23 protein-coding genes and 1 tRNA gene are annotated in these 26,548 nt (G+C 60.1%); 18 read left to right on the top strand and 6 right to left on the bottom strand.

Annotated features, from left to right (window positions below; all coding sequences use genetic code 11):
- The first annotated feature begins 144 nt into the window (after nt 1-144).
- A complete protein-coding gene (locus tag DW112_RS08655) occupies nt 145-1,707 on the top strand; it encodes a cation:proton antiporter (RefSeq protein WP_118328786.1) in 1,563 nt (520 codons plus the stop codon).
- A 281-nt stretch (nt 1,708-1,988) separates the two neighbouring features.
- Here the strand turns inward: DW112_RS08655 and DW112_RS08650 are convergent, their stop codons facing one another.
- Both DW112_RS08650 and DW112_RS08645 read right to left on the bottom strand, forming a co-directional pair.
- Nucleotides 1,989-2,738: an SDR family NAD(P)-dependent oxidoreductase gene (locus DW112_RS08650; protein ID WP_118328785.1), complete on the bottom strand. Its 750-nt coding sequence runs from the start codon at nt 2,736-2,738 to the stop codon at nt 1,989-1,991.
- 214 nt (nt 2,739-2,952) lie between these two features.
- Nucleotides 2,953-4,296 carry a homoserine dehydrogenase gene (locus tag DW112_RS08645; protein WP_118328784.1) on the bottom strand — a complete coding sequence of 448 codons (1,344 nt, stop codon included), beginning with the start codon at nt 4,294-4,296 and terminating at the stop codon, nt 2,953-2,955.
- 251 nt (nt 4,297-4,547) lie between these two features.
- Between DW112_RS08645 and DW112_RS08640 the strand changes: the two genes are divergently transcribed.
- From DW112_RS08640 to DW112_RS08615, 6 genes are all read left to right on the top strand, one after another.
- Entirely contained in the window at nt 4,548-5,714 is a 1,167-nt protein-coding gene (locus DW112_RS08640) for an ABC transporter substrate-binding protein (RefSeq protein ID WP_118328783.1), read from the top strand.
- Nucleotides 5,715-5,985: 271 nt separating this feature from the next.
- The gene (locus DW112_RS08635) at nt 5,986-7,173 is read left to right on the top strand and encodes an ABC transporter substrate-binding protein (protein ID WP_118328782.1); all 1,188 of its coding nucleotides are present in this window, start codon (nt 5,986-5,988) and stop codon (nt 7,171-7,173) included.
- Nucleotides 7,174-7,312: 139 nt separating this feature from the next.
- Nucleotides 7,313-8,194 (top strand): branched-chain amino acid ABC transporter permease, encoded by an 882-nt coding sequence (locus tag DW112_RS08630; RefSeq protein ID WP_117757685.1) that lies wholly within the window; start codon nt 7,313-7,315, stop codon nt 8,192-8,194.
- A gap of 9 nt (nt 8,195-8,203) precedes the next feature.
- Nucleotides 8,204-9,283, top strand: a complete 1,080-nt coding sequence (locus tag DW112_RS08625; protein WP_118328781.1) for a branched-chain amino acid ABC transporter permease — start codon at nt 8,204-8,206, stop codon at nt 9,281-9,283.
- Nucleotides 9,273-10,133 (top strand): ABC transporter ATP-binding protein, encoded by an 861-nt coding sequence (locus DW112_RS08620; protein WP_089573307.1) that lies wholly within the window; start codon nt 9,273-9,275, stop codon nt 10,131-10,133. Before DW112_RS08625 ends, DW112_RS08620 begins: the two co-directional genes overlap by 11 nt.
- A 12-nt stretch (nt 10,134-10,145) precedes the next feature.
- Nucleotides 10,146-10,847: an ABC transporter ATP-binding protein gene (locus DW112_RS08615; RefSeq protein WP_035137222.1), complete on the top strand. Its 702-nt coding sequence runs from the start codon at nt 10,146-10,148 to the stop codon at nt 10,845-10,847.
- A gap of 359 nt (nt 10,848-11,206) precedes the next feature.
- Here the strand turns inward: DW112_RS08615 and DW112_RS08610 are convergent, their stop codons facing one another.
- From DW112_RS08610 to DW112_RS08600, 3 genes are read right to left on the bottom strand one after another with little or no spacing between them, the layout of a single operon-like run.
- The gene (locus DW112_RS08610; protein WP_118328780.1) at nt 11,207-11,470 is read right to left on the bottom strand and encodes a hypothetical protein; all 264 of its coding nucleotides are present in this window, start codon (nt 11,468-11,470) and stop codon (nt 11,207-11,209) included.
- Nucleotides 11,471-11,484: 14 nt separating this feature from the next.
- Nucleotides 11,485-12,117, bottom strand: a complete 633-nt coding sequence (locus tag DW112_RS08605) for a DUF1700 domain-containing protein (protein ID WP_118328779.1) — start codon at nt 12,115-12,117, stop codon at nt 11,485-11,487.
- Nucleotides 12,104-12,424, bottom strand: coding sequence for a PadR family transcriptional regulator (locus tag DW112_RS08600; protein ID WP_187362357.1), 321 nt, complete (start codon nt 12,422-12,424; stop codon nt 12,104-12,106). The genes DW112_RS08605 and DW112_RS08600 overlap by 14 nt, the downstream gene beginning before the upstream one ends.
- Nucleotides 12,425-12,708: 284 nt before the next feature.
- Between DW112_RS08600 and DW112_RS08595 the strand changes: the two genes are divergently transcribed.
- Nucleotides 12,709-13,386 carry a copper homeostasis protein CutC gene (locus tag DW112_RS08595; protein ID WP_089573303.1) on the top strand — a complete coding sequence of 226 codons (678 nt, stop codon included), beginning with the start codon at nt 12,709-12,711 and terminating at the stop codon, nt 13,384-13,386.
- 3 nt (nt 13,387-13,389) lie between these two features.
- Nucleotides 13,390-14,187, top strand: coding sequence for a DUF4931 domain-containing protein (locus DW112_RS08590; RefSeq protein ID WP_117757687.1), 798 nt, complete (start codon nt 13,390-13,392; stop codon nt 14,185-14,187).
- Nucleotides 14,188-14,217: 30 nt separating this feature from the next.
- Here the strand turns inward: DW112_RS08590 and DW112_RS08585 are convergent, their stop codons facing one another.
- The gene (locus tag DW112_RS08585) at nt 14,218-15,216 is read right to left on the bottom strand and encodes a bile acid:sodium symporter family protein (RefSeq protein ID WP_118328778.1); all 999 of its coding nucleotides are present in this window, start codon (nt 15,214-15,216) and stop codon (nt 14,218-14,220) included.
- Between the two features lie 276 nt (nt 15,217-15,492).
- Here DW112_RS08585 and recJ point away from each other — a divergent pair, with 276 nt between their 5' ends.
- From recJ to rplT, 9 genes are all read left to right on the top strand, one after another.
- Nucleotides 15,493-18,780: a single-stranded-DNA-specific exonuclease RecJ gene (recJ, locus tag DW112_RS08580; RefSeq protein WP_118328777.1), complete on the top strand. Its 3,288-nt coding sequence runs from the start codon at nt 15,493-15,495 to the stop codon at nt 18,778-18,780.
- Between the two features lie 15 nt (nt 18,781-18,795).
- Nucleotides 18,796-21,156: a bifunctional (p)ppGpp synthetase/guanosine-3',5'-bis(diphosphate) 3'-pyrophosphohydrolase gene (locus DW112_RS08575; RefSeq protein ID WP_118328776.1), complete on the top strand. Its 2,361-nt coding sequence runs from the start codon at nt 18,796-18,798 to the stop codon at nt 21,154-21,156.
- Nucleotides 21,157-21,240: 84 nt separating this feature from the next.
- Nucleotides 21,241-21,924: an MBL fold metallo-hydrolase gene (locus DW112_RS08570; RefSeq protein WP_118328775.1), complete on the top strand. Its 684-nt coding sequence runs from the start codon at nt 21,241-21,243 to the stop codon at nt 21,922-21,924.
- Nucleotides 21,925-22,119: 195 nt separating this feature from the next.
- A complete protein-coding gene (fba, locus tag DW112_RS08565) occupies nt 22,120-22,986 on the top strand; it encodes a class II fructose-1,6-bisphosphate aldolase (RefSeq protein ID WP_035137086.1) in 867 nt (288 codons plus the stop codon).
- Between the two features lie 254 nt (nt 22,987-23,240).
- A complete protein-coding gene (locus DW112_RS08560; RefSeq protein ID WP_118328774.1) occupies nt 23,241-24,674 on the top strand; it encodes a transglutaminase-like domain-containing protein in 1,434 nt (477 codons plus the stop codon).
- 39 nt (nt 24,675-24,713) lie between these two features.
- Nucleotides 24,714-24,800, top strand: a tRNA-Leu gene (locus DW112_RS08555).
- Between the two features lie 249 nt (nt 24,801-25,049).
- A complete protein-coding gene (gene infC / locus DW112_RS08550) occupies nt 25,050-25,619 on the top strand; it encodes a translation initiation factor IF-3 (protein WP_089573296.1) in 570 nt (189 codons plus the stop codon).
- A gap of 32 nt (nt 25,620-25,651) precedes the next feature.
- Nucleotides 25,652-25,843, top strand: a complete 192-nt coding sequence (rpmI, locus tag DW112_RS08545) for a 50S ribosomal protein L35 (protein ID WP_006234422.1) — start codon at nt 25,652-25,654, stop codon at nt 25,841-25,843.
- A 45-nt stretch (nt 25,844-25,888) separates the two neighbouring features.
- On the top strand, nt 25,889-26,248 hold the full coding sequence (rplT, locus tag DW112_RS08540; RefSeq protein ID WP_006234421.1) for a 50S ribosomal protein L20: 360 nt from the start codon (nt 25,889-25,891) through the stop codon (nt 26,246-26,248).
- Nucleotides 26,249-26,548: the final 300 nt, after the last annotated feature.

The following is a 26,548-nucleotide window of genomic DNA, read 5'->3' as shown; positions in this document are numbered from 1 at the left end:
ATGCGGCAGCGGTCGGTTTGCGGGGTCTGCCCTGCGGTCGCCTTGAGCCACATGTTTGTAAACCTCACTATGATACGACAGCTCGCGGCGCGTTGAGGACGGCGAGGGTGCTACAGTGAAGCGCAAACAAGAGAAAGGCATCACATGGCATTCGTTTCGCTCGCCATCATCGCACTCGTGGCCTTTGCGAGTCCTTTTATCGCCTCGGCGATTCCCGGAAAACCCGTTCCCGAGACGGTCTTTTTGCTCGTGCTCGGCGCGGTACTGGGACCCCATATGCTCGGCGTCATCCATGTAGATGCTGAGGTCTCGCTTGTGTCCGAGCTGGGCCTGGCCTTTTTGTTCCTGCTTGCCGGCTTTGAGATCGACCCCAAGAGCATCACAGGCGTCGAGGGGCGCTACGGCTTGGCGACGTGGGTCGTCACGTTTGGTATCGCCTGGCTTGCCGTGCGCTTTACCCCGTGGTACTCAGTCAGTCATTTCGACGGTATCGCCGTGACGCTGGCGTTGACCTCGACGGCGCTTGGGGCGCTCATGCCCATCTTGCGCGAGCGGTCGCTTGCTGGGACGCGCGTCGGCGATTCGATTCTTGCCTATGGTACGTGGGGCGAGCTCGGGCCCGTGCTCGCCATGTCGGTGCTGCTGTCTGCCCGTACGGGTGTCGAGACGCTGTTGATCTTGGGGCTGTTCGCCGTGGTGTGCGTGCTGCTTGCCGTGGTCCCCAGTCGCTCCAAGCGTATTGGCAGCCGCTTCTTTGCCTTTATTCAGGAGCGCGCCGATACGACTTCTCAGACGTTCGTGCGCCTCACAGTGCTCATCCTGGTCACGCTCGTGGCGTTTTCCGCCATTTTTAGCCTCGATATCGTGTTGGGCGCTTTTGCCGCGGGCTTTGTCCTGCGCTATATCATCCCCGAGGGCAACCATACGCTCGAGCTTAAACTCGATGGCCTTGCCTATGGCTTTTTGATCCCGGTGTTCTTTACCGTGTCGGGTGCCAAGATCGACCTGACTGCTGTAGCATCGCGCCCCGGCTTGCTCGTGGGCTTTATCGTGGCGTTGCTGGTTATCCGCGCCGTGCCCATTCTTATTTCTATGAGCATTTGTCCTGCGACGCGCGATGTGTCGGCGTATGGCCGCATTACCGTGGCCCTGTACTGCACCACGGCGCTGCCGATTATCGTCGCCGTGACGAGCGTCGCTGTCAACGCCGGCGCATTATCACAGGGCGTCGCTTCGGTTATGGTGGCGGCCGGCGCCATCACGGTGTTCCTGATGCCACTGCTCGCGCAGCTCTTCTACCGCGTGGTCGATGCCGCGCCGGTTGCCGCCGTGGCAGAGGTTGCCGAGCATCCATCCGATGCGCTCGACATCCTGCGTGCCCATCACGATTTGGCGAGCCTGCTCGCACGCGAGCACGAGCTGCTGACCTCGCATGGTCACGGTCGCACGCTCGACGGCGTACCTACCCTTGATTCTATTGCCGACCGCCTCTCGGCCGAGGCGGCAAGCGGGCACATCGATGCCCGTATCGTGGACGCCGCCCATTTGCTGGCCGAAAAGACTTACGGCGACGAGATCGACCCCGGCAAGCTCACCCCGCGTGAGCGCCGCCGCCTGGAGCGCGCCAAGCTCGCCGTGCGCGAATACCGCCGCCGCATGCTGGAGCTTTACGCACACGAAGAGGCCCAGGACGACGACGGCAGGTAGCCAACGTCGCCGCGGAAAATGCATCCCGGAATTGGCGTCTAGAGTGGGATGCGCTTTCCACGAGAAGTCCGTTGCGGAAAGCGCATCCCGGAATCCGGACCCAGAATGGGACATAGTTTCCGAAAGAAGGCTCTGGGGGAAGCTGCGCCCCGTTCTGAGCTGAAATACCGGGACGCAGTTTCCCATACAAACAGAACAAAGGCGCGCCGCCTGCAGTTGATGCAGGAAGCGCGCCTTTTAGTTGAGCAATGTTGAGGCTGGGAGCTGAGGCTTGTGGTCCCTTAAGAGCGGGCAGCTCCGTCGACGGGGAGCACAGCGCCCGTAACGTAGGCGGCCATGTCGCTCGCTAGGAAGACAAAGGCGTTGGCGACATCCTCGGGCTCGCCCATGCGGCCGAGCGGGATGGTAGCGATGATGGGCTTGATGACTTCTTCGGGCAGGTTGGCGACCATGTCGGTCCTGGTTACGCCGGGGGCGACGGCATTGACGCGAATGCCCACGGGGGCGAGCTCGCGTGAGAGCGACTGGACCATGCCGTTGACGGCGAACTTGGACGTGGGATAGCCAACGCCGGAGGGCTGACCGTACTTAGCGACCATCGAGCTCGTGGTGGTGATGGTGCCACCGTGGCCGGCTTCGGTCATGATCTTGGCAGCGGCCTGGTGACCATTAAAGACGGCGACGACGTTGAGGTCCATGACCTTGGCGAACTCCTCGGCCGTGTAGTCCAAAAGGGGCGAGCGCTGGGAGATACCGGCATTGTTGACGACCGTGTCCAGGCCGCCCATATCGGCGGCAGCCTGGGTAAAGGCCTCGGTTACGGCCTCGAGCGAGGTGAGGTCGCAGGAGCGGCCCCAGACCTTGGCCTCGGGATAAGCGGTCGTCAGTTTCTCAACGGCAGCGTCGGCAGTCTCCTGGCGCGAGCCAAAGACGGTGACGGCAGCACCTTCCTCGATAAAACGGCAGGCGATGGCATAGCCGATACCGCGCGTGCCTCCGGTGATGATTGCTTTCTTGCCCTCGAGCAACATGGTATTTCCTCTCATCGCGGGCGGACATTCGCAGCACAGCGTAGCCGTAACCGGAATCGGCCGTGTTTGCATATCGGTGAACGGTAGCCCGCGTTACCGATGAGCGGCTCGCGCAAATGTGCTCTGCCGTTGTGCTTAGGGCAGGAGACAAAAGGGCTCCCGTCCCGCATCGGACGGGAGCCCTCAAAGCGCATATTGCTAGGTGAGCGTTGAGCTAGTTGGCCATGACGCCTTCGGTCCAGGCCTCGACGTCCTCGATGCGCAGGACGTTGGCGACCTCGGCCACGCAGTCGACGCTGGCAAGCTCGGCGGCGGCAGCCTGGACGTCCTTCTCGAGTGCGCGGTGCGTCAGGAAGATGACCGAGCAGGCATCGCTGACGCCCGACTTGCCGTCCTCGACCTGGTTGATGAGCGAGATCGAGATGTTGTGCTTGGCAAAGATGTCGACCGTCTCGGACAGGGCGCCCACGCGGTCGGCGACCTTCAGGCGCACATAGTACTTGGTCTGGAGCTCGTCCATGGGCTTAAAGGCGAGGTTGTGGCCATAGGGCTCAATCTCGGGCAGCGGGGCCACGCCGCGGCTGATTTGCTCGGAGAGCGACAGAATATCGCCCACGACGGCGCTCGCGGTGGGGAAGGAGCCTGCGCCCGCGCCGTAGAACATGGTCTCGCCCACGGCGTCGCCTACCACGTAGACAGCGTTCATGGCACCGTTGACCTTGGCAAGCATGTGGTCGGCGGGGATCAGCGTGGGATGGACGCGGACGTCGACGCCGGCGTCGGTGTTGCGGGCGATGCCGAGCAGCTTGATGGTGTAGCCGAGCTCGCGGGCCTGGGCGATGTCCTCGGCGCCGATGGTGCGGATGCCTTGCTGGTATACGTCGTCGGTGGTCACACGGGTGCCAAAGCCGATAGAGGCCAGGATTGCCGTCTTGCTGGCGGCGTCGAAGCCGTCGACATCGGCGGACGGGTCGGCCTCGGCATAGCCCTTGGCCTGCGCGTCGGCAAGCACGTCGGCGTAATCGGCGCCCTCGGCGTCCATGCGCGACAGGATATAGTTGGTGGTGCCGTTGAGGATGCCGGCGATGGTCAGGATCTTGTTGCCCACCAGGTCGTGCTCGAGCGTGCTCACGATGGGGATGCCGCCGCCGCAGCTGGCCTCGCACTTAATCTGTACGCCGCACGCGCGCGCCTTCTCGGCAAGCGTCTCGACGTGACGGCCCAGCAGGGCCTTGTTGGCAGAGACGACGTGCTTACCGTGCTCAAAGGCGGTGGTGAAGATCTCGGTTGCGGGGTGCTCGCCGCCGATCAGCTCGACGACGATGTCGATGGCGGGGTCGGTGACGACGTCGTGCCAGTCGCTCGTAAAGGCCTCGCGCTCAATGCCGGCTGCCTCGGCCTGCTCCCAGGCAAGCGCGCAGGCGCGGGTCAGCTTAAGGTCGATGCCGTAGGCTGCCAGGTACTCATCGTGGTGGCTCTTGATCAGACGGGCCACGCCGCCGCCGACGGTTCCCAGGCCGATCAGACCGACGTTCACGGTGCGCAGGGGTTCGCTCATAGATAGCTCCTTCGTGCATCTTATGGATGGATTAACCGCTTAAAGGTTGAGTGCATTCTAGCGTGAACCGAGGGCGCGTGCTCGCCAGGCAACAGGAGTCGCACAAAACGGCACCCCCGAAACGCTGCGGAAACATTGGAAACATGCTCGCTACAAACGGAACTCCGTAACAAACTGTCAACGTTTGCGCCATAAGGTTTGCCCCGTACCGCAAGACGACCGCACTGCGGCCAGCGAAAAAGGGGGACACCATGTTCAACATCAACAGCACGCTCAGCCGAAGGAACTTTCTCGCCGGCGCCGCGGCGCTCGGCAGCACCGCGGCACTCGCTGGTTGTTCGTCGGGTGGCTCGGACGGCGGCTCCGCCGATGACGGCAAGACCTTCAAGATCGGTGTCATCGGCCCTCTGACCGGCGCCGCGGCAACCTATGGCGTTTCGGCCGAGAAGGGTGCCAAGCTTGCCGCCAAGGATTTCTCGACCAAGGACCTCAAACTCTCGCTTAAGTCCGAGGACGATGTCGCCGACGGCGAGAAGGCCATCAACGCCTTCAATACGTTGTGCGACTGGGGCATGCAGGCGCTCGTCGGCCCCGTCACCACCGGTGCTGCCGTCGCCGTCTCGGGCGAGATTGCCGACGATATGCTCATGGTCACGCCTTCGGCCTCGTCGCTCGACGTGACCAAGGATAAGACAACGGTCTTTCAGGTTTGCTTCACCGATCCCACCATGGGTGCCAGCGCCGCGAAGTTCTTGGCCGAGAAGTATGCAGACGCCAAGATCGCCCTGTTCTACAACTCCGGCGATACGTACAGCTCGGGTGTTGCCGATGCCTTTGCCGAGCAGGCCAAGGAGTCCAAACTTGCTGTCGTCGATACCGAGACCTTTAAGGACGACTCCTCCACGAGCTTTACCAACCAGCTCACCAAGGCCAAGGAGGCCGGCGCCACGCTCATCTTTGCGCCGATCTACTACACGCCGGCGTCCGTTTTGCTCAAGAACGCCAAGGACATGGGATACGACATGACCCTCATGGGTACCGACGGCATGGACGGCCTGCTCTCCGTCGAGGGCTTCGACACCTCTCTTGCCGAGGGCGTGCTGCTCATGACCCCGTTCTCTGCCGACGATGAGAAGAACGCCGACTTCGTCAAGGCATATAAGGACGCCTACGACGAGACGCCCAACCAGTTTGCCGCCGATGCCTATGACTGCGTCCATGCGATTGTCGAGGCTATCGATAAGGCAAACATCGACATTACGGCCGACGGCGCCGACATTGCCGGCGATCTTGCCAAGGCCATGCGCAAGATCAAGATCGAGAGTCTGACGGGCGAGCTCACGTGGAACGACGAGGGCCAAGTCGAGAAGCCCGCTACAGCCTATGTGATCCAGGACGGCAAGTACATCGCCGCCTAAGTGCGCATAAAGCGCTACCGGTGAGGCCGTTTTAATCAGGGCGGGGACGCTTGTAACAGAATGGAAACATTACTTTTACACAATAAAGTGGCTAAACTGCATAAACCAATAGAAATACGCATAACTATGGATAAACGGACAAAACAAAAGAAAAGTTGAAATAATCGCCACTTTTCTCAACTAAAGCGTCTACTATTTTGCGAACGCCGAACACGGCGAAGGATGGCCTGTCGGGTAACCAAAACCCGACGAGATTTGAGAGGAGAGCCGCATGTCGAGCCTCACCGGTAAGTCATTGAACCCTGTTATGAATCGCAGGAGCGTTATCGCGAGCGCAGCAGGTCTGGGGGCGATGTCCATTCTAGCTGGCTGCTCCTCCAACGGCGGCGACAGCGGTTCCGCTTCGGGCGACGCTTCGTTTAAGATCGGCACCATCGGCCCGCTGACCGGTGCCGCCGCGTCCTACGGCAAGTCCGTTACCCAGGGCGTCGAGCTTGGCTGCAAGGACTTCTCCACCAAGGAGCTGCCGCTTGCCAGCAAGGCCGAGGACGACCAGGCCGACGGCGAGAAGGCCGTCAACGCCTTTAATACCCTGCTCGACTGGGGCATGCAGGCCCTTGTCGGCCCGACCACCACGGGTGCGTCGGTTGCCGTTGCCGCAGAGTGCGGCAACGACCCCAAGACGTTCATGATCACCCCGTCCGCGTCCTCCGAGGACGTCACCGACGGCAAGGATTGCGTCTTCCAGGTTTGCTTCACCGACCCCAACCAGGGCGTCAACGCTGCCAAGTTCCTGGCGCAGAAGTATGCGGACGAGAAGTTCGTGCTGTTCTATAACTCCGGCGACGCTTATTCTTCGGGTGTCGCGGATGCCTTTAAGGCCCAGGCCGCTGAGTCCAAGCTCGAGATTGTCGACGAGGAGACCTTTAAGGACGACTCCGCCACGAGCTTTACCAACCAGCTGACCAAGGCCAAGCAGGCCGGCGCCACCATGATCTTTGCGCCAATCTACTACACGCCTGCCTCGGTCCTGCTCAAGAACGCCAAGGACATGGGCTACGACGTCAAGATGATGGGCTGCGACGGCATGGACGGCATCCTGGGCGTTGAGGGCTTCGACACTTCTCTTGCCGAGGGTCTGCTGCTCATGACCCCGTTCTCCGCCGACGACGAGAAGAACGCCGACTTCGTCAACGCTTACAAGGATAAGTACGGCGATACCCCCGACCAGTTTGCCGCCGACGCCTACGATGGCGTGCACGCGGTGGCCGAGGCCCTCAAGGAGGCCGGTCTTGGTGTCGACGCCGACCCGACCGAGGTCGCCGAGAAGCTGCCCAAGGCTATGCTCAAGATTACCGTTGACGGTCTGACCGGCAAGCTCACCTGGAACGATAAGGGTCAGGTCCAGAAGGACCCCACGGCGTACGTTATCACCGATGGCAAGTACGTACAGGCCTAATAGACCGCCTTACATAGAGCGGTTTTGATCCCAAGCAGGGGAGGTTTTGGCCTTCCCTGCTTGCTTGGTATCTAGGGACAGTGTAACGTCCCTGTTTCATACATCAACTGGAAACCTATTCGAAAGGGGGATGTGGAACATGACGGTCTTTATCCAATACCTGGTCAACGGCCTGTCCATGGGCAGCGTCTACGCCATCATCGCGTTGGGCTACACCATGGTCTACGGTATCGCCAAGATGCTGAACTTCGCTCACGGCGACGTCATCATGGTCGGTGCCTATGTCTCGTTCTGCGCCACGTCGTATCTCGGCCTCCCGGGCTGGGCATCTGTAATTCTCTCTTGCGTGGCCTGCACGGTTCTCGGTGTTCTCATTGAGGGTCTGGCCTATAAGCCGCTGCGCCAAGCAGGCCCGCTGGCCGTTTTGATCACGGCCATCGGCGTGTCCTACTTCCTGCAGAATGCCGCGCAGCTTCTGTGGGGCGCCACGCCCAAGAACTTCACTTCGCTCGTCACCTTCCCGGTGCCGGAGTTCTTGGCCAAGTTCAACGTGAGCGCCGTATCGCTCGTCACCATCGTCGCCTGTCTGGTTATCATGGCCGGCCTGATGTTCTTTACAGGTAAGACCAAGATGGGCAAAGCCATGCGCGCCGTGTCCGAGGACAAGGCCGCCGCTCAGCTCATGGGCATCAACGTCAACCGCACCATCTCGATGACGTTTGCCATCGGCTCTGCCCTTGCCGCCATCGCCGGTGTGCTGCTGTGCTCCTACTCGCCGGTGCTGCAGCCCACGACGGGTGCCATGCCTGGCATCAAGGCCTTCGACGCCGCCGTCTTCGGCGGTATCGGCTCCATCCCCGGCGCCTTTGTCGGTGGCATTCTCATCGGCATCATCGAGGCGATGGCGCAGGCCTACATTTCCACGAGCCTTGCCAACTCCATCGTCTTTGGTGTTCTGATCATCGTCCTGCTCGTCAAGCCTGCCGGCCTCTTGGGCAAGTACGTCCCCGAGAAGGTGTAGGTGAGCGTTATGAAGTTTCTTAAAGACAAGCAGACGCGTCACGACTTTGTTACGTACGCCATGTGCCTTGTGGCGTTCGCCATCGTGTTCTTTATGCAGTCCAACCACATGATTCCGCGCATGATCGCCGGTCAGCTGGTTCCCATCACGGCCTATATCGTCATGGCCATCTCCCTTAACCTCGTCGTCGGCATCGCGGGCGACTTGTCGCTGGGCCACGCGGGCTTTATGAGTGTCGGTGCCTATACGGGAATCGTTACCGCGGTCGCGCTGGAGAGCGCCGTTCCCTCCGATCCGGTGCGCCTTATCATCAGTATCGTGGTCGGCGCCATCGCTGCCGCCATCCTGGGCTTCTTGATCGGCATCCCGGTCCTGCGCCTGAGCGGCGACTATCTGGCCATCGTGACCCTGGCTTTTGGCGAGATCATCAAAGAGATCGTCACCTGCCTCATTGTGGGCGTCGACTCCCGCGGCCTGCATGTGATCTTTAACATCACGGGTAACTCCACGATCGACGACCTGCACCTGCTCGAGGACGGCACCGCCATCATCAAGGGCGCGCAGGGCGCATCGGGCGTGTCGACCTATTCGACTTTCCTTGCCGGCGCCATCCTGGTCATGGTCGCGCTCGTGATTGTACTCAACCTGGTCCGCAGCCGTACCGGCCGTGCCATTATGGCCGTGCGCGACAACAAGATCGCTGCCGAGTCCGTGGGTATCTCCGTCACCCAGTACCGCATGATCGCCTTCGTGGTTTCCGCCGCTCTCGCCGGTGCTGCCGGAGCCCTCTTCGGCGGTAACTTCTCGCAGCTCTCCGCCACCAAGTTCGACTTCAACACGTCCATCCTCATCCTGGTATTCGTGGTCCTGGGCGGTCTGGGCAATATGCGCGGCTCCGTCATCGCGGCGGCGTTGCTCACGGTGCTTCCCGAGCTGCTCCGTCAGTTCTCGGACTACCGCATGCTCATCTACGCCATCGTGCTGATCCTGGTCATGATCTTTACCAACAACCCGCAGCTCAAGGCGTTCTTCGCACGCATTAAGGACCGCTTTGCTTCCAAGAAGGAGGTGGCAGCCGATGCCCAGTAAATTTGAGTTCAACAAGGGCAAGATGGTCCCGTATCCTTCTGGCGCCATCGTTCCCGACCGCGACCTGGGCCAGCGCCCGGCGCTCGAGTGCATCCACTTGGGCATTGAATTTGGCGGCCTTAAGGCAGTCGACGACTTTAGCCTGACCATCGGTAAGACCGAGATCGCCGGTCTGATCGGTCCCAACGGTGCCGGTAAGACCACGGTCTTCAACCTGCTCACCAAGGTGTACCAGCCCACGCACGGTACCATCCTGCTCGACGGTGAGGACACCTCGGGCAAGTCGGTCTATCAGGTCAACCGCATGGGTATTGCCCGTACCTTCCAGAACATTCGCCTGTTCAACACCATGACGGTGGAGGACAACGTCAAGGTCGGTCTGCACAACCAGGAGCGCTACTCCGGCTTTGAGGGCGTGCTGCGCCTGCCGACGTATTGGAAGCACGAGAAGGCCGCCCACGAGCGCGCCATGGAGCTGCTGTCCATTTTTGATATGGAGCACCTGGCAAACGAGCAGGCCGGCTCGCTGCCTTACGGCGCCCAGCGTCGTCTGGAGATCGTCCGCGCGCTTGCCACCAACCCCAAACTGCTGCTGCTCGACGAGCCTGCCGCCGGCATGAACCCGTCCGAGACCGCGGAGCTCATGGAGAACATCGTCAAGATCCGCGACACCTTTGGCATCGCCATTATGCTTATCGAGCATGATATGTCGCTCGTCATGAACATCTGCGAGGGCATCTGCGTGCTCAACTTTGGTAAGGTCATCGCCAAGGGCACGGCCGAGGAGATCCAGAACAACGATGCCGTAATTGAGGCATATCTGGGCAAGCAGGATAAGGGGGAGAACTAAATGGCAGAGCCGATGCTTTCCGTCTACAACATCAACGTCTGGTACGGCGCTATCCACGCCATCAAGGACATCTCCTTTAACGTCAACGAGGGCGAGATCGTGGCCCTGATCGGCGCGAACGGCGCCGGTAAGTCCACGACGCTTAAAACCGTCTCGGGCCTGCTGCGTTCCAAGACCGGCTCCATCAAGTTTATGGGCGAGGACATTACCCATACGCCTGCCGATAAACTGGTGGGCAAGGGCCTGGCCCAGGTTCCCGAGGGCCGTCGCGCCTTTTTGCAGATGACGGTCGAGGAGAACCTGGAGATGGGCGCCTACACGCAGCCCAAGTCCACGGTGGCTCCGGGCCTTGAGCGCGTCTACGAGCAGTTCCCGCGCCTTAAGGAGCGCCGTCGCCAGGTCGCCGGCACCCTTTCGGGCGGCGAACAGCAGATGCTCGTTATGGGGCGCGCCCTTATGAGCAACCCCAAGCTGCTCATGCTCGATGAGCCTTCCATGGGTCTGGCGCCGATTCTGATTGAGCAGATCTTCCAGATTGTCGAGGACCTGCACAAGGCCGGTACCACGGTGCTTCTGGTCGAGCAGAACGCCCAGATGGCGCTCTCGATCGCCACGCGCGGCTACGTGCTCGAGACCGGCAAGATCACCATGACCGGCACCGGCCAAGAGCTCCTGCACGACGACAACGTCCGCAAGGCTTACCTGGGCGGCTAGGTTGTTACGCCGTTCTGCCGAACGGCGTAACGGCTCGACGCTGCGCGGGCCGCATTTGGACAATCTGACGTTCAACTTCAAGGGCGCGACCAGAAGGTCAGCGCCCTTTCGTTTCACGTCACCTTGTCTCAAATGCGGCCCGCTCGCTAACATTTCCAAAACATCGGCGTTTCCGTTGTCGCTGGCACATGGGGGTGACACTTGGGGACGTTCCTTTTCTGCCGGTAGTCATTGGGGGCGTTCTTGAATGACTAGTCGTTTAAGAACGTCCCCAATGACTAGGTCAAAAGGCTCCGAGCGCGGCGTGCTCATGCCCGTCGTGGTGCGCCCGAAGGGGGGGACGGCTGCTACGAGCTCGATCATTTGCGAGGAGAAGACGAACCAGTCGTTGCAGATCCAATATGGATCTCGCCGACCTCGGCAAGCTGCTCGATGAGTGGAAGCCCTGTCGGGTCGTCTATTTCAACACCACCCAGAATGATGGTGTCATCGCGCAGGTCGATCTGCGTGTTGAGCACAGCGAGGTTAAAGCCGGAGGCCACAAATCCGATAGCAGCCAGGACGAGCCCCGTGGCAACAAGCCCACCCGCTACGGCAAGGTAAGTCCTTTTTACGCTGGACATGTTTGCACTCCTTCCTATGCCGTGAGCGGCGCCGCTTCGGCGCCCATGCGGCTCTTATTGCCTCGATCTTTCCAGAAGGGCGAAACGGCTTTCTTCGCCCAAAGGGCAGAGAGGCGCGCGATCTGCTTGGACGCCGTCCAGGCGCCGGCTCCCGTGAGGAGCGCCACACCGATGGAAGCGAATCCCATTCCCATCGAGGCCAAAACGTACGGAACATGCCCGATAATGATGCCGTCCACGGCGAACAGGAGCCCTACCAGGCCCGCGCCCCCGAATGCCGCGGCCACGATCCACACGCAGAGCGCAAGAACCCAAATACAGATGTAGACTGCAGCGGCAACGGCGACGAACGCGAGCAGCAGCGGAATCCATACCGGAGAGCCCACGATGGCGAGCGCCCATAGAAGTGCCGTGCTCTTGCGCTTGGTCCTCGCGATCGCGCGCGGCACGGCGGGCAGTTCGTTGAGCGTTGCCTCGGCGACCTCACCGGGCGTGCCCATGGCGGCCACAGCCTCGGCCTCCGTCATGCCGTCCTCCATACGGTCGGCGATGGCCTCCGCGTAGAACTCCTGCGTTTCCTTTACCTGATCTGCCGGCAGGCAGGCCAGAAGATCGCCCAGCCGGTTCAAGAACTCATCGCGCGTCATGGTGCGCCCCCTCCACGTAACGGTAGATCTCCTGCACGGATGGCCATTCGGCGAGGAACTCGGCGATACGCTCGCGCCCGGCGTCCGTGATGCGGTAGTACCTCCGCAGCCGCCCGTTGTGCTCGGCGGAGCGCGCGGTGATGCAGCCCGCCTTCTCCAGGCGCTTGAGCAACGGATAGAGCGTGGATTCCGTGAGCCCCATACTCGCGGGCACGTCCTTCACGATCTGATAGCCGTAGGATTCCTCGCCCGAGACGGCCGCGAGCACGCAGGCCTCGAGGAAGCCGCGCTTCATCTGTGCCTCCATCCGCACACCTCCTTTCGTAGTATACTGTGTAACACCTACTATACGACACATAGTATATGATGTCAACAGTTGTCGTATAGGGAGTCCGGTCTGTCTGTCCCCTGCGGGTACTCATTGGGGACGTACTTAAATGAGTACCCATCGCTCAAGGTGGCACCTGGGGACGTTCCTTATGTGCCGGCACTTTGGGACACTCCTTGTCAAGGTTTTGTTCCATCGTGCGGGTTGCTATTTAACGTGCGACAATGCCGTGTGGAAATCGAAATGTCTCCTGGGGGCTATCTATGCTGTACGAGTTTTGTGCCGAGAACTTTGAGCGTGTGCCGGCGGCTATCGATGCCGGTGCTAAGCGCATCGAGTTGTGCGACAACCTTGCCGTCGGTGGTACCACGCCCTCGGCCGGCGTTATCAGCACTACGGTCAGCTATGCTCACGAGCATGACGCGCGAGTGATGTGCATGATTCGCCCGCGTGGCGGTGACTTTCACTACAACCAGGACGAGCTGCGCATGATGGAGATGGACTTGGGTCTTGCCGTGAGCGCCGGCGTTGACGGCCTGGTCTTTGGCTGCTGCAAGCCCTGTGCCGGCGGCTGGGCGCTCGACGAGCTCACCCTCGGCGCCCTCGTGATGGCTACGGGCTGCGCGACCGAGGAGTGCAAGCGCGGGGCCATCGATATCACCTTCCACATGGCCTTTGACCAGCTCTCGCCCGAGGCTCAGCTGGACGCCATTGACACACTCGCCGACTGCGGCATCACGCGCATCCTGACGCATGGTGGTGCTGCCGGAACGCCGATCGAGGACAACCTGGAGCACCTGTCGCGTCTTGTCGAGTATGCGGGCGACCGCCTGACCATCCTTCCCGGCGGCGGCATTTCTACGGCCAACCGCGATACCGTGGCGGCGGCATTGAGCGTCTCCGAGCTCCATGGCACCAAGATCGTGCCGCTGGAGGCGTAACCCGTGGCGCTGGTATTTGACGTTCAGCAGGCGAACGGTAAGCCCGACGACAACCGGCGCCCTGGCACCGCGTGTCCCTTTTGCGATACCGAGGAACTTGCCGATATCATCCGGCGCGATGGTGACTGCATCTGGCTCGAGAATAAGTTCAAGACCCTGCGCGCCACCCGTCAAACCGTGCTGATCGAGTCGGCCGATCACGATGCCGACCTGGTGATCTATGAGCCGGATGAACTCCACCATGTGATACGGTTTGCCCTGGGTTGCTGGCAGCAGATGATCGATTCACAGCAGTATCGCAGCGTTCTCATGTACAAGAACAAGGGTCCGCTCTCGGGCGGTAGTCTCGTTCATCCGCACATGCAGATTGTGGGTTTGGAGCAGGAAGACGGCTACACTTCGCTGACTTCTGCCAATTTCGAAGGCATCAATGTCTGGCAACAGGGGAGAATCTCGGTCAATATCTCAACCGAACCGATCATGGGGTTCTTTGAGATCAACGTTTCAGCCCCGCAGGGAATCGCCGCCAGCGATGACGCACGAGACCAAGCCGAGGCGGATCTCTTTGCCGATGCGATCCAGGTAGCTCTGCGCTATATCCTAAACGAGCACCACGGTGGTCGCGCAGAGTCGTACAACTTGTTCTTCTATCACCTGGGCGGTCGGACCATTGCCAAGGCGCTGCCGCGTTGGGTGGTTTCGCCCTACTTTGTCGGCTATCGTTTGGCCCAAGTCAATGCCGAGACGACGCTCGATATCGATGCTGAGCGTCTGCGTGCGCATCTGGAAACGCTCGTATAGCAAGGCGAGCGCCTGCGAAAAGTGTGCTGCCTAGCGTGCCATCGCGTCGCGCCCGGCCTTGACCCGCTTGCGCTGTTTGGCGCGCTCCTCGCCGGTCAGTCGCTCAAAGAGATGTCCGATAACCGAGGCGAGCACCTGCTGAAACAGCGTTCCGCACATGACGGGAAACACGACCTCGCCGGGAAAATACTGCGTGGCGATGACGGCGCCCGAAGAGATGTTGCGCATGCCGCAGGTAAAGCACATGGTAGTCGTCTCGCTATATGGCAGATGCAGCGCACGTGCGACCAGAAAACCGACGACAAAGCCGCTGATGGCGAAGACCAAAATAAAGAGGGCGACTTCCAGGCGCACCGCGTTTATGTGCAGCACGTACTCGCTCATAGCGGTGGAGTTGGACGCGATGACGCCCATCATCATGAACTTGCAGGCGGGCGAGAGCACGGGAGAGAGTTTCTCGTGGCCCCAGCCGCGCGTGAGTTCATTGATGGCAATACCGAGCACAGCGGGGATGGCGATCATAAAGGCCATGTTCTGCATCATGCTCGGCACGTCGATCGAGACAGTGGCGCCCAGCAGGAGCTTGAGCGTAAGCGGAATCGTCACAGGTGAGATAACCGAGGACGTCAGGATGATGGTGAGCGCGAGCGGGCCGTTGCCGCCGAACATGCTGATCCACATAAAAGCGGTGACGGCCACGGGCACGCTGTATTCGAGCACAATGCCGCAGACAAGGTTGGGGTTGGAGCCAAAGAAGAGTGACCCCATGGCATACGCCGCGATGGGAATAAGCACCGCCGAGACGAGCAGCGCCAAGACTAGGTGCAACGGACGGCGGAACACCTCGGTTACCTGGTGAAAGGTGTTGCTGAGCGCACCCTGAAACGTCATAAAGGCAAACAAGGTGGGAACGATGGGCTTGAGTACGCCAATCTGTTGGGGAAAGAGCACGCCGAGTGCCACGCAAATCGGAACGATGACCTGCATGTGCCCCGCGAGAAACTTGCCCAGTCCAACCCATTGCTTCATATGCGCTTGTGACTCCCTTTGCCCGTGAACCCGTTTTGAATGGATATGCTAGACGCTCGCATGCGTCCGTGCGTCAGAAACGCTCGAATATTTCGAGGCTATTACCGGCATCGTTTACCGAAACCGCGGCGTGCTGCGGCGATTTGCGTCTGCTCTGCACGGTATAATAAATCCGTTCAACAGATCTGCCTGCCGAAGCGGGCATACACAGAGGACTCATCGCTATGAACCGTGAGAGGTATCGCGGCGACCTGCCCCTATCGGGGGTGGGCGCCTATGTCATCGCTTAAGACGACGCATCGCTGGGCGGTCGCTCAGCAAAACCCCGAGCTCGAAAAGGAGCTTTCGGCTGGCCTGGGCATTCCCGGGCTGGTGGCGCGTATTATGGTCGCGCACGGCATTACATCCATCGAAGAAGGTCAGCTGTTTTTGACGCCTTCGCTCGATCGCGACTGGGCCGACCCACTCATTATCCCGGGCATGTCGGTCGTTGCCGACCGCGTCGAGCGTGCTATTTGCAACCACGAGCACATTGCGGTCTTTGGCGATTTTGACGTTGACGGTATTACGTCGACCTGCCTGTTGACCGAGGCACTGCGCACGTTTGGCGCCGATGTCACGCCGTTTATTCCGCATCGCTTTGACGAGGGCTACGGTCTTTCGCGCGCGGCGCTCGACCGCGTTAACGAGCTCGCTCGCCCTCAGCTGATCGTGACCGTCGATAACGGTATTGCCGCCAAGGAAGAAGTCTCCTATCTGGAGAGCCTGGGGATCGATTTGGTGGTCACGGACCATCACGAGCCCTCCGACCAGGTGCCGCAGGGCGTGCCCCTGACCGACCCCAAGCTCGAGGACGAGGGCCCCTCGCGCGAGCTTGCCGGTGCCGGCGTGGCACTCAAGCTGGTGCAGGTCCTGGGCGAGCGTTTGGGCAAGCCGTCGTATTGGCGTTCGCTGATCGAGGTCGCGGCGCTGGGCACCGTGTCCGACATGATGCCGCTCACGCCCGAGAATCGCGCACTGGTCGCCGAGGGCATCCAGCAGATGCGCGCGACGGCCCGTCCCGGCTATATCGCGCTTGCCGCACTTGCCAAGGCCGACCTTTCTACCATTACGGCCGACGGCCTGTCGTTTTCGCTCATCCCTCGTCTGAATGCTGCCGGCCGCATGGCTGATCCCAAGCTGGCGCTCGACCTGCTGCTTGCCCGTGATCCTATCGAAGCAAGTGCACTGGCAGCCGAGCTCGAGGAAATCAATCGCCAACGCCGTGAGATCGAGGCGGAGCTCACGCGCGATGCCATGGCGAAGGTCGAGGAGACTTATGACGGCGGGCGCGCAATCGTCGTGGGCGGCGAGGGCTGGCACGAGGGCGTCAAAGGCATCGTGGCGAGCCGCTTGACCAATCGCTATCACGTGCCGGCGCTGCTGTTCTCGATCGAGGACGGTATCGCGCGCGGCTCTGGTCGCTCGGTGGGCAAAGTTAACCTGTTTGACGCCGTCGAGCGTTGTTCCGACCTGCTGATTCGTCGCGGCGGACATGCCGGTGCGGTGGGTGTGACCATCGAGGCATCCAAGCTCGATGAGTTCCGCCGCCGCCTTTCCGCCGTGCTATCGGAGCTTTCCGCCGAGGACTTTGAAGACACCGACGAGGTCGCCGCCACCGTCGACCTTTCCGAGCTGAATATTGAGACTATAGAGCAGATTTCCCGTCTTGAGCCGTTTGGCCAGGGCAACAAGGTGCCGCTGCTGGCTGCCGAGGGCGTGACGATGTGCGACCGCGCCGTGGTGGGCAAAACCGGCGAGCACATGCGCTTTGTGGCGACCGATGGCGCCGCGAGTGTGCCGGCCATTATGTTCCGCGTGCCGCAAATCGATAAGCTCATCAACTGCGATAGCGCTGTCGACTTGGTGTTCGAGGCCGTTGCCGAGCATTGGCAGGGGCGTGTGAAGCCCAAGCTCATGATCAAGGATGTTCTGGTTCGCGATACCACGCTGCCCAGCGTCGATGATCCGGCATGCGAGCTTCGTCGTGGCGTGCAGCCGGCGGATTCCGGCCTGCGCCTGGAGTCGCGTAAGCGCGAGACGCTCGCCCAGCTTTCCTATACCGAGCTCACGCGCTCGCTTATCCATAGCTTTATCGGATCGAACCAGCCGCACCGCGCGCAGGTTGAGGCGCTCGATGCCTTGGCCGATCACCAAAGTGTTCTGGCCGTTATGGGAACGGGGCGCGGCAAGTCTCTTATCTTCCATGTGCACGCCGCGCGCGAGGCGGTTCTTCGCGGGCGTGCGAGCATCTTTGTCTATCCGCTGCGCGCGCTCGTTGCCGACCAGGCCTATCACCTCTCGTCGACGATGGCCGCGCTCGGCATTGGCGTAGGCGTGCTGACCGGCGAGACTGTGGAGGCGGCGCGCGATGACGTGTTTGCCGGCTTGGCTTCGGGCCGTACCGGCATCGTGCTCACGACGCCCGAGTTCCTGTCCATTCACCGCGACCGCTTTGCGCGTTCTGGACGTATCGGTTTTGTCGTTATCGATGAGGCGCATCATGCCGGTCTTGCCAAGGGCGGCGACCGCAGCGCATACCTCGACATGCCCGATATCCTCAAGGCCTTGGGCGATCCGGTCGTTCTGGCCACGACCGCCACCGCAACGGCTCCGGTCGTGTCGGAGCTTGCCCGCATGCTGCCGATTACTCGCACGGTGGTCGACGAGACGGTGCGCGAGAACCTGCAGCTCGAGGACGACCGCGACCTTGCGAGCCGCGAGAACCGTTTGGTGTCGATCGTGGCGACGGGGGAGAAGACCGTCATTTACGTCAATTCGCGCGACCAGTCCGTGGCGCTCGCCAAGACGTTGCGCAAGCGTGTGCCCGATTGCGCAACCCATATCGCGTTCTATAACGCGGGGCTTGCGCGCTCCGATCGCCGCCGCGTGGAGGAAGCATTCCGAGACGGAAGCCTCAGCTGCATCGTCTCGACCTCTGCCTTTGGCGAGGGTGTCAATCTGCCCGATATCCGCCATGTCGTGCTGTACCACATGCCGTTTGGCGCCATTGAGTTCAACCAGATGAGCGGGCGTGCCGGTCGTGACGGACAGCCCGCCGTGATCCACCTGCTCTATTCGTCGCGCGACGCCCGCATCAACGAGCGCCTGCTCGACTGCTACGCACCCGAGCGCGACGATCTCGTCACACTCTATCGTGCGTTGCAGACCATGTGGCGCTCCAACCGCGGTAAGACCGGGGATGATTCATTCTGCGCAAGCGATATCGACATCGCGCAGATGTGTCTTGCCATCGATGCTCGCACGCCGGTTGACGAGCGCTCGGTGGAAAGCGGCCTGGGAATCTTCGAAGAGCTTGGTTTCTGTCGCGTTTCGGGGTTTGATGACACCCGTCGCATCGCGATGGCCGAAAACCCCGGCCGCGTGCAATTGAGCAGGTCGATTCGCTATTTGGAGGGCTTGCGCTCGCGCATGGAGTTCTCGGCTTTCCGGAGCTGGGCGCTCGATTCGTGCGCTTCTGATATGCTAGCCAAAGTTAACCGCCCGATCGTACCGCGGGCCTAGGGGAAGGGGACCTCGATGGATGCCGCAGCCCGTACCGCCCATGATTCCACCCTCCAGCCTTTTTCGGAGATGGAGCACTATAAGCATGCCGATGAGCTGCCACCCGAGATTATGGCGGACAGCTACGACAAGCTGGAGCGCCTGTGCCTCAAATATATGAATGAGGACGACTTCTCTAAGGTGGAACAGGCCTACTGCTTTGCCGCCGAGAAGCATTGCAACCAAAAGCGCCGCTCGGGCGAGATGTACATCAACCATCCCGTCGAGGTGGCCATCATTTTGGCCGACCTTAAGATGGACTGTGACGTGGTGTGCGCCGCGCTGCTGCACGATACCGTCGAGGATACCGAGACCTCGCTTGCCGATGTTTCCGGCCTGTTTGGCGAAACCGTGGCAGAGCTCGTCGACGGCGTGACCAAGCTCACCAACATCGAAGTCGACAGCATGGACGAGAAGCAGGCGCTTACGCTGCGCAAGATGTTCCTTGCCATGTCCAAGGACATTCGCGTTATCATCGTCAAACTCGCCGACCGCCTGCATAATATGCGCACGCTTGCCGCCCTGCGCGAGGACCGCCGCCTGTTTAAGGCGCGCGAGACCATGGACGTGTACGCGCCCCTGGCCGACCGCCTGGGCATGAGCTCTATCAAGTGGGAACTCGAGGACCTGTCCTTCTTCTATTTGGAGCCCGATGCCTACCAGCGCATCGCGCGCATGGTGGCTGAGTCGCGCGAGGTGCGCGAGCGCTATCTGGCCGAGACCATCAAGACACTCACCGATGAGCTCAATCGCATTGGCCTCGAGGGCTTCCAGATCAACGGTCGTTCCAAGCACTATTGGTCCATCTATCAAAAGATGAAGCGCAAGGGCAAGGAGTTCTCCGAGATTTACGACCTGGTGGCGTTGCGCGTCATCACCCATTCGGTGCGCGATTGCTACTCTACGCTCGGTGCGGTGCACACATTGTGGCATCCCATGCCCGGTCGTTTTAAAGACTATATCGCCATGCCCAAGGTCAATAACTACCAGTCGCTCCACACGACGGTTATCGGCCCCACGGCTCGTCCGCTCGAGATTCAGATTCGTACCTACGAGATGCACGAGCAGGCCGAGTACGGTATTGCTGCCCACTGGCTCTATAAGAAGTCGGGCGGATCGTCCGCGTCTAAGACCAATGATGCCCAGCGCTTGGACGACCAGATTAACTGGCTCAAACATTCGCTCGATTGGGCTGCGTCTGATGAGATCACCGACGCCAAGGAATACCTGCATTCGCTGAAGGTCGACCTCTTCGATCAGGAGATTTTCGTCTTTACGCCCAAGGGCGAGGTCATGGCGCTTCGTGCCGGCTCCACGCCGCTCGACTTTGCCTACGCCGTTCACACCGAGGTGGGAAACCACTGCGTCGGCGCTAAGATCAACGGTGCGGTGGCCCCGCTCACGCATGAGATCAAGACGGGCGACCGTGTCGAGATTCTGACCAACAAGAGTTCCAAGCCGTCGCGTGATTGGCTCAAGATCGTTAAGACACCTTCCGCCAAGTCAAAGATCCGCCGTTACTTCGCCGCCGCGACCAAGGACGACGACGCTGCCGCCGGCCGCGATATACTGGCTAAGGACCTGCGCAAGCGCGGATATGGCATCTCTACGCCACGATCCACGCGTGCGCTCAACGCCGTGGCGGAGCAGTTTAACTATAAGCAGCTCGAGGACCTGTTTGCCGCCGTTGGTGCGGGCAAAGTCGCCCCACGTGCCGTTGGCAATAAGGTCGAGCAAATCTTGGACCCCAAACCCGAGGAACAGCTCACCAAGGCCGAGGCTATCGCCGAGGTCGTGAAGCAGCCTGCCCGCGGCTCCAACCGCAAGCCGCAAAAGCGCGGCAAGAGCGCCAGCAACGGCATTATCGTCAAGGGCGAGAGCAGCAGCGGCCTGCTGGTCCGTCTGGCCCATTGCTGCAACCCCGTGACGGGCGACGACATCGTCGGCTTCATCACGCGCGGTCGTGGCGTTTCGGTGCATCGCGCCAACTGCCCCAACGTCAAGGGTCTTATGGAGCATCCCGAGCGCATGATCGATGTGGAATGGGACGGCGCTGCCGACACCCTCTTCCAGGTCGAGATCGTGGTCGAGTGCCTGGACCGCATGGGCCTGCTCAAGGATGTCACCATTGCCATTGGCGATGCGGGTGGCAATATCCTTTCTGCCGCCACGTCGACCAACCGCGAGGGTATTGCAACCCTGCGCTTTATGGTCGAGATCTCGGACGCGAGTGGTCTGGATCCGCTGCTGGCCTCTATCAGCAGCGTTGACTCGGTCTACGACGCGCGTCGCTTGATGCCCGGCGAGGGTGGAGCCCAGCTTAAGCGCCGCGTTTAGTCGCGACGAACGTGCCACATTATCGATATTCGCTACACTCGAGGCATCGTTTGATGCCTCGAGTTCTATAGAGAGGAGAGGGACATGAGTGCTGTGTCCTTGGATTTAACTCCCAAGGGATCGGTCGAGATCGAGACGCTCGTAAACGGTCCCATTCAGACCAATAGCTATGCTGTCATTTCGGACAATGAGTGCGTGATTATCGACCCCGCATGGGAAGGCGAGCGCTTAGTGGGGCATATTCGAGCCGAGCATCCCGGCGTACGCGTGCTTGGCGCCGTATGCACTCATGGCCATGCCGATCATGTTGGCGGTATCGCTGGAGTTCGGGCCGCCGCTGGCGTTGACGCCCTGTACGAGCTGTGTGGCAAGGACGCAGCGGTGCCGCATACGAACATCGGGGAACAGCGAGCTATGTGGGGCATTGAGACGCCCGACCCCGGGGAGCCGACGCGCCTGCTCGCCGAGGGCGATGCTATCGAGGTGGGCGATATCTACCTGCAGGTGATCGAGACGCCAGGGCATACGCCGGGCGGGATCGTCTTGTTTGCTGCCACCGAGCAGGGGAACATTGCCTTTGTGGGCGACACGCTATTCCCGGGCAGCCACGGCCGCACCGATCTTGCCGGTGGCGACGAGGCGGCGATTCTGCGCTCGCTCTCCAAGCTCGCCCGGCTTCTCCCGCCCGATACCGTTTGCCTAACCGGCCATGGCGATTCGACCACCATGGCACGCGAGCTCATGCAGAACCCTTTCATGCAGATGTAGCTTAATAGTCGGCTTTTGAAGCACGAGAAGCGTCCAAACGTCAAGCTATTTTTCCCCAACGGGTCGATTCCGTAGGGCAAACGGTCAAAAAAAGTCTGTTTGGACGATATTCGTGAACAAACGAACGTTTATGCCCGGGTGCGCCGTGGTAAAATCTCAGGCGTTATCGGAGCAACCTTACAGGAGGTTTCTTTTATGCTCGTCAACGCAGCAGACATGCTCAAGAAGGCTGAGGCCGGCAAGTACGGTCTCGGTGCCTTCAACACCAACAACCTCGAGTGGACCCTGGCTATTCTCCAGGCCGCCGAGGAGGCCAAGTCTCCGCTGATCCTTCAGTGCACCGCTGGTGCCGCTAAGTGGATGGGCGGTTTCAAGGTCTGCGCCGACATGGTCAAGGCTGCCGTCGAGGCCACGGGCGTTACCGTTCCCGTCGCCCTTCACCTCGATCACGGTTCTTACGAGGACTGCTTCAAGTGCATCGAGGCCGGCTTCACGTCCATCATGTATGACGGCTCTCACGAGGAGACCTTCCAGCTTAACCTCGACCGCACCAAGGAGCTCGTTGAGCTTGCCCACTCCAAGGGCATGTCCATCGAGGCCGAGGTCGGCGGCATCGGCGGCACCGAGGACGGCGTGACCTCCAGCGGCGAGCTCGCTGATCCTGCTGAGTGCAAGCAGATCGCTGACCTGGGCGTCGACTTCCTCGCCTGCGGTATCGGCAACATCCACGGCGTGTACCCTGCCGACTGGGCTGGCCTTTCCTTCGAGCGTCTGGGCGAGATCAAGGCTCAGACCGGCGACCTGCCCCTCGTCCTGCACGGTGGTACTGGCATCCCCGAGGATCAGATCAAGAAGGCCATTTCCCTGGGCATCTCCAAGATCAACGTCAACACCGACCTGCAGCTCGTCTTCGCCAAGGGCGTCCGCGAGTACATCGAGGCTGGCAAGGATCAGCAGGGCAAGGGCTTCGACCCCCGCAAGCTCCTCAAGCCTGGTCGCGACAACATCGTTGCTCGCACCAAGGAGCTCATGGAGGAGTTTGGCTCCGTCAACAAGGCGTAAGTAGCGGTTTAACTTCCCGCCGGAGGCCCCGTTTCCCCTACGCTGTTTCCCTCGCGCTCACCTGGCTTTGCCAGAAGTCGCGAGACGGAATCAGTTCCGGGGGACGGGGCTTCCTTCGTTTACCGCCGCAGGGTTACTGGGTTGAATTCATTTTTATAGGTACCGTTTATCGGTGTTGAGGGCTCCTCTATTGGGGCTTTCTTTTTTATCTCGCTACAATGGGCTTCGAGAGTTCTAATGACTTGGAGTTTGGTATGGCTGTTATTAATTTGCTGCCTTCGGATGGGAAGGTTATTGACGAGGGTCCTGTTGGTTGCTCTGTTGATGTTTGCTGTGATGACTTTCGTTATCTCGATATTGGACTGCCGCCTGAGATTCTTCGTCTTAAGGATGCCGGGTATTTGACGCAGGCTGTTGCTGCCTGCGATCGCCTTTTGGAGCAGAACCCTGAGCCTTCGCTGGCTGCCTGCGTTCGCGCCGAGCGGTATCGCATGATCGAGACGCCGCTTTATTTTTCGGTGCCGCGTGATCAGGCTATTGCGATGATTCGCGAGGAGTGGCCAGAGTTTACCGAGGAGCAGTTTGACGACCTGATCGATCGCAAGCGTATTGACTGGCGTTTTATCGATGGTGAACTGTTCGTTCTCGACAACTTCCTTGATTCTTTGCGTGTGTATCCCAAGGAGGTTCCGGGCCTGCATCCCGATTCTACGGATGGAATTGCGCTGCGCAACCAGATGCTCGAGGAGATGGAGTTGCAGGGCGGGCTGTCTCGCGCCATCACGCTTAAGGCATGCGTATCTGTCCCCGGTGCTTTGGAGGGAGAGACCGTTCGCGCGTGGCTTCCCGTTGCCGCCGCCTGCCGCCAGCAGTCTCAGGTCGAGATGCTTGATATGACGCCGGAGGGGGTCGTTGCTCCCGCGAACTCCTCGGCGCGCACTGCCTCATGGGTCTCCTCGACCGATCGCTCATTCTCGGTGACCTATCGCTATCAAATCGATGCCGCTTATCGCGATATCTATGGGGGTGCGCTTCCGGCGCATCCGTGTATGGACGCGCCGCTGCCCGAAGATATTTCCGAGGACCGTCCGCACATTGCATTCACGCCGTATCTGCAACAGCTGACCGAGCATGTCGTTGATGGCCTCGAGGATCCGCTCGATCGCGCTCGTGCTATCTATGATTACCTGACACAGCATGTCGACTATCGCTATCAGCCACCGTACCTGCTTTTGGGATCTATTGCCGATGACTGTGTGCACTCGCTCCGCGGCGATTGCGGCGTTATGGCGCTCACGTTTATCACCATGTGCCGCATTGCGGGCGTTCCTGCCCGTTGGCAGAGCGGCCTGTATGTTGCGCCCGATTCGGTGGGGCCGCACGATTGGGCTGAGTTCTATACTCCACAGACCGGTTGGCTTAACGCCGACGTATCGTTTGGTTCCTCGGCACGCAGGATGGGGGAGGAGTGGCGTCGTCGTCACTACTTTGGCAATCTCGACCCGTGGCGCATGGTGGCCAATAATCGATTCCAGGCTGAATTTGTGCCTGCTTTCGACGGCATGCGCGAGGACCCTTACGATAACCAGATGGGTGAGGCTTCGGTCGACGGTCGCGGATGCCGTCGGCGCGAGATGCTCCGCTCGGTCGAACTCATCGAAATGCTTGAAGTTCCATTTTCGGACTAATCAACAGAAAGCTGTGATAAACTAACTCACGCATTACGTGCCCGAGTGGCGGAATTGGCAGACGCAGTGGACTCAAAATCCACCGTTGGCAACAACGTGCGAGTTCGAGTCTCGCCTCGGGCACCATACATGCGAGTGAGCGTTCAAGGGGGTCAAGGCCCCCTTTTTTCGTGTACGTAATGTGATAACGCGCGGTACGTGTTATTATTCGCAAGGCGTTGTTCCCGCAATGCCCTAAAGAGGAACCCGAGGGCTCCCACCTTTTGGCGCCAATGAGCAGCTGACTGGTCATACAACTTAGATTCCCTTCCTCATATTGAGGATGTCTATGTGTACGACCTGGTTGCAAAGAAGCGCCGGGTTATTTTTTTATGAATGGAGGTAGGGAAAATAGCTAAGTCTGATGACACCCGCATCAACGACGAGATCACTGCATCTTCGTGCCGTTTGATTGGCGTCGATGGCTCTCAGCTCGGCCTGTTCGCCATCCGCGATGCCCAGCGCGTCGCCGACGATCAGGGTCTCGACCTGGTCGAGATCGCTCCCAACGCGGAGCCGCCGGTCTGCAAGGTCATGGACTACGGTAAGTTCAAGTACCAGCAGGCCATGAAGGCCAAGGCCGCTCGTAAGAACCAGTCCAAGGTCGAGGTCAAGGAAATGAAGTTCCGACCCAAGATCGACGTTGGCGACTACGAGACCAAGAAGGGTCACGTTCTGCGTTTCCTCAAGAAGGGCGCACGCGTTAAGATCACCATCATGTTCCGCGGCCGTGAGATGGCTCACCCGGAGCAGGGCCTTAACGTTCTCGAGCGTCTCGCCGAGGATCTCAAGCCTTACGCTACGGTCGAGTCCAAGCCTAAGATGGAAGGCCGTAACATGCTTATGCTGCTCGCCCCGATTAAGGGCGCCTTCGATGAGGATAAAGCGGCAAGCGATAGCAAGTAACTAGTGTTCTGTAACCGATTAAGGAGTATTTCATGCCTAAGATGAAGTCCCACAGCGGCACCAAGAAGCGTTTCCGCAAGACTGGTACCGGCAAGCTTATGCGCGCCAAGGCTTTCAAGAGCCACATCCTGAGCAAGAAGTCCACCAAGCGTAAGCGTGGCTTCCGTCAGGAGACCGAGATCGCCGCTGCCGACCGTAAGGTCATCAAGTCGCGTCTCGCCTAAGTTCGCGTTTCCGTTTTCGTTTTACCATCTAGGAGTTGATAGAACATGGCACGTATTAAGCGCGCTGTTGCCGCCAAGAAGAAGCGCCGTACCGTTATGCACCGTGCGAAGGGTTACTACGGTGCCGCTTCGCGTACTTACAAGCATGCTAAAGAGCAGGTCCAGCATTCCCTGCAGTATCAGTATCGTGATCGTCGCAACAAGAAGCGCGAGATCCGTTCTCTCTGGATCACTCGTATCAACGCTGCTGCTCGCCTGAACGATATTTCTTACTCTCAGTTCATGCACGGCCTGAAGGTTGCCGGCATCGAGCTCGACCGCAAGGTCCTGGCTCAGATGGCTTACGAGGACATCGAGTCCTTCAACGAGCTGGCTACCATCGCCAAGAAGGCTCTCGAGGCCTAATAGATTCTCTTGAATCGCTAGGGGAGTGTCGCGTTGTGCGCGGCGCTCCCTCTTTTTATCTGAAGCGCGGTTTACATTGCTAAAAGCGCGGGTAGATAAACATTTATAGGTGACCGATCTCTATATATTCCTGAACCAAAGGGCCATCATCTGATACGTGCGGAAGATCCGCACCAGTCTTTCTATTACCTATAGAAAGCAATATGTTGTGTAGGACTTGTGAAGAGTGGAATTGACGTCCCACAGGGCTTCGCGGTCTGGCAATATATCTCCTTGCCGCGCGGCCCGGTCGGACCGGAC

The organism is Collinsella sp. AM09-41 (genome assembly GCF_003473245.1).
GTDB lineage: Bacteria > Actinomycetota > Coriobacteriia > Coriobacteriales > Coriobacteriaceae > Collinsella.
The sequence above is the reverse complement of the archived record's forward strand: the minus strand, read 5'-3'. Positions and strand labels throughout refer to the sequence as shown.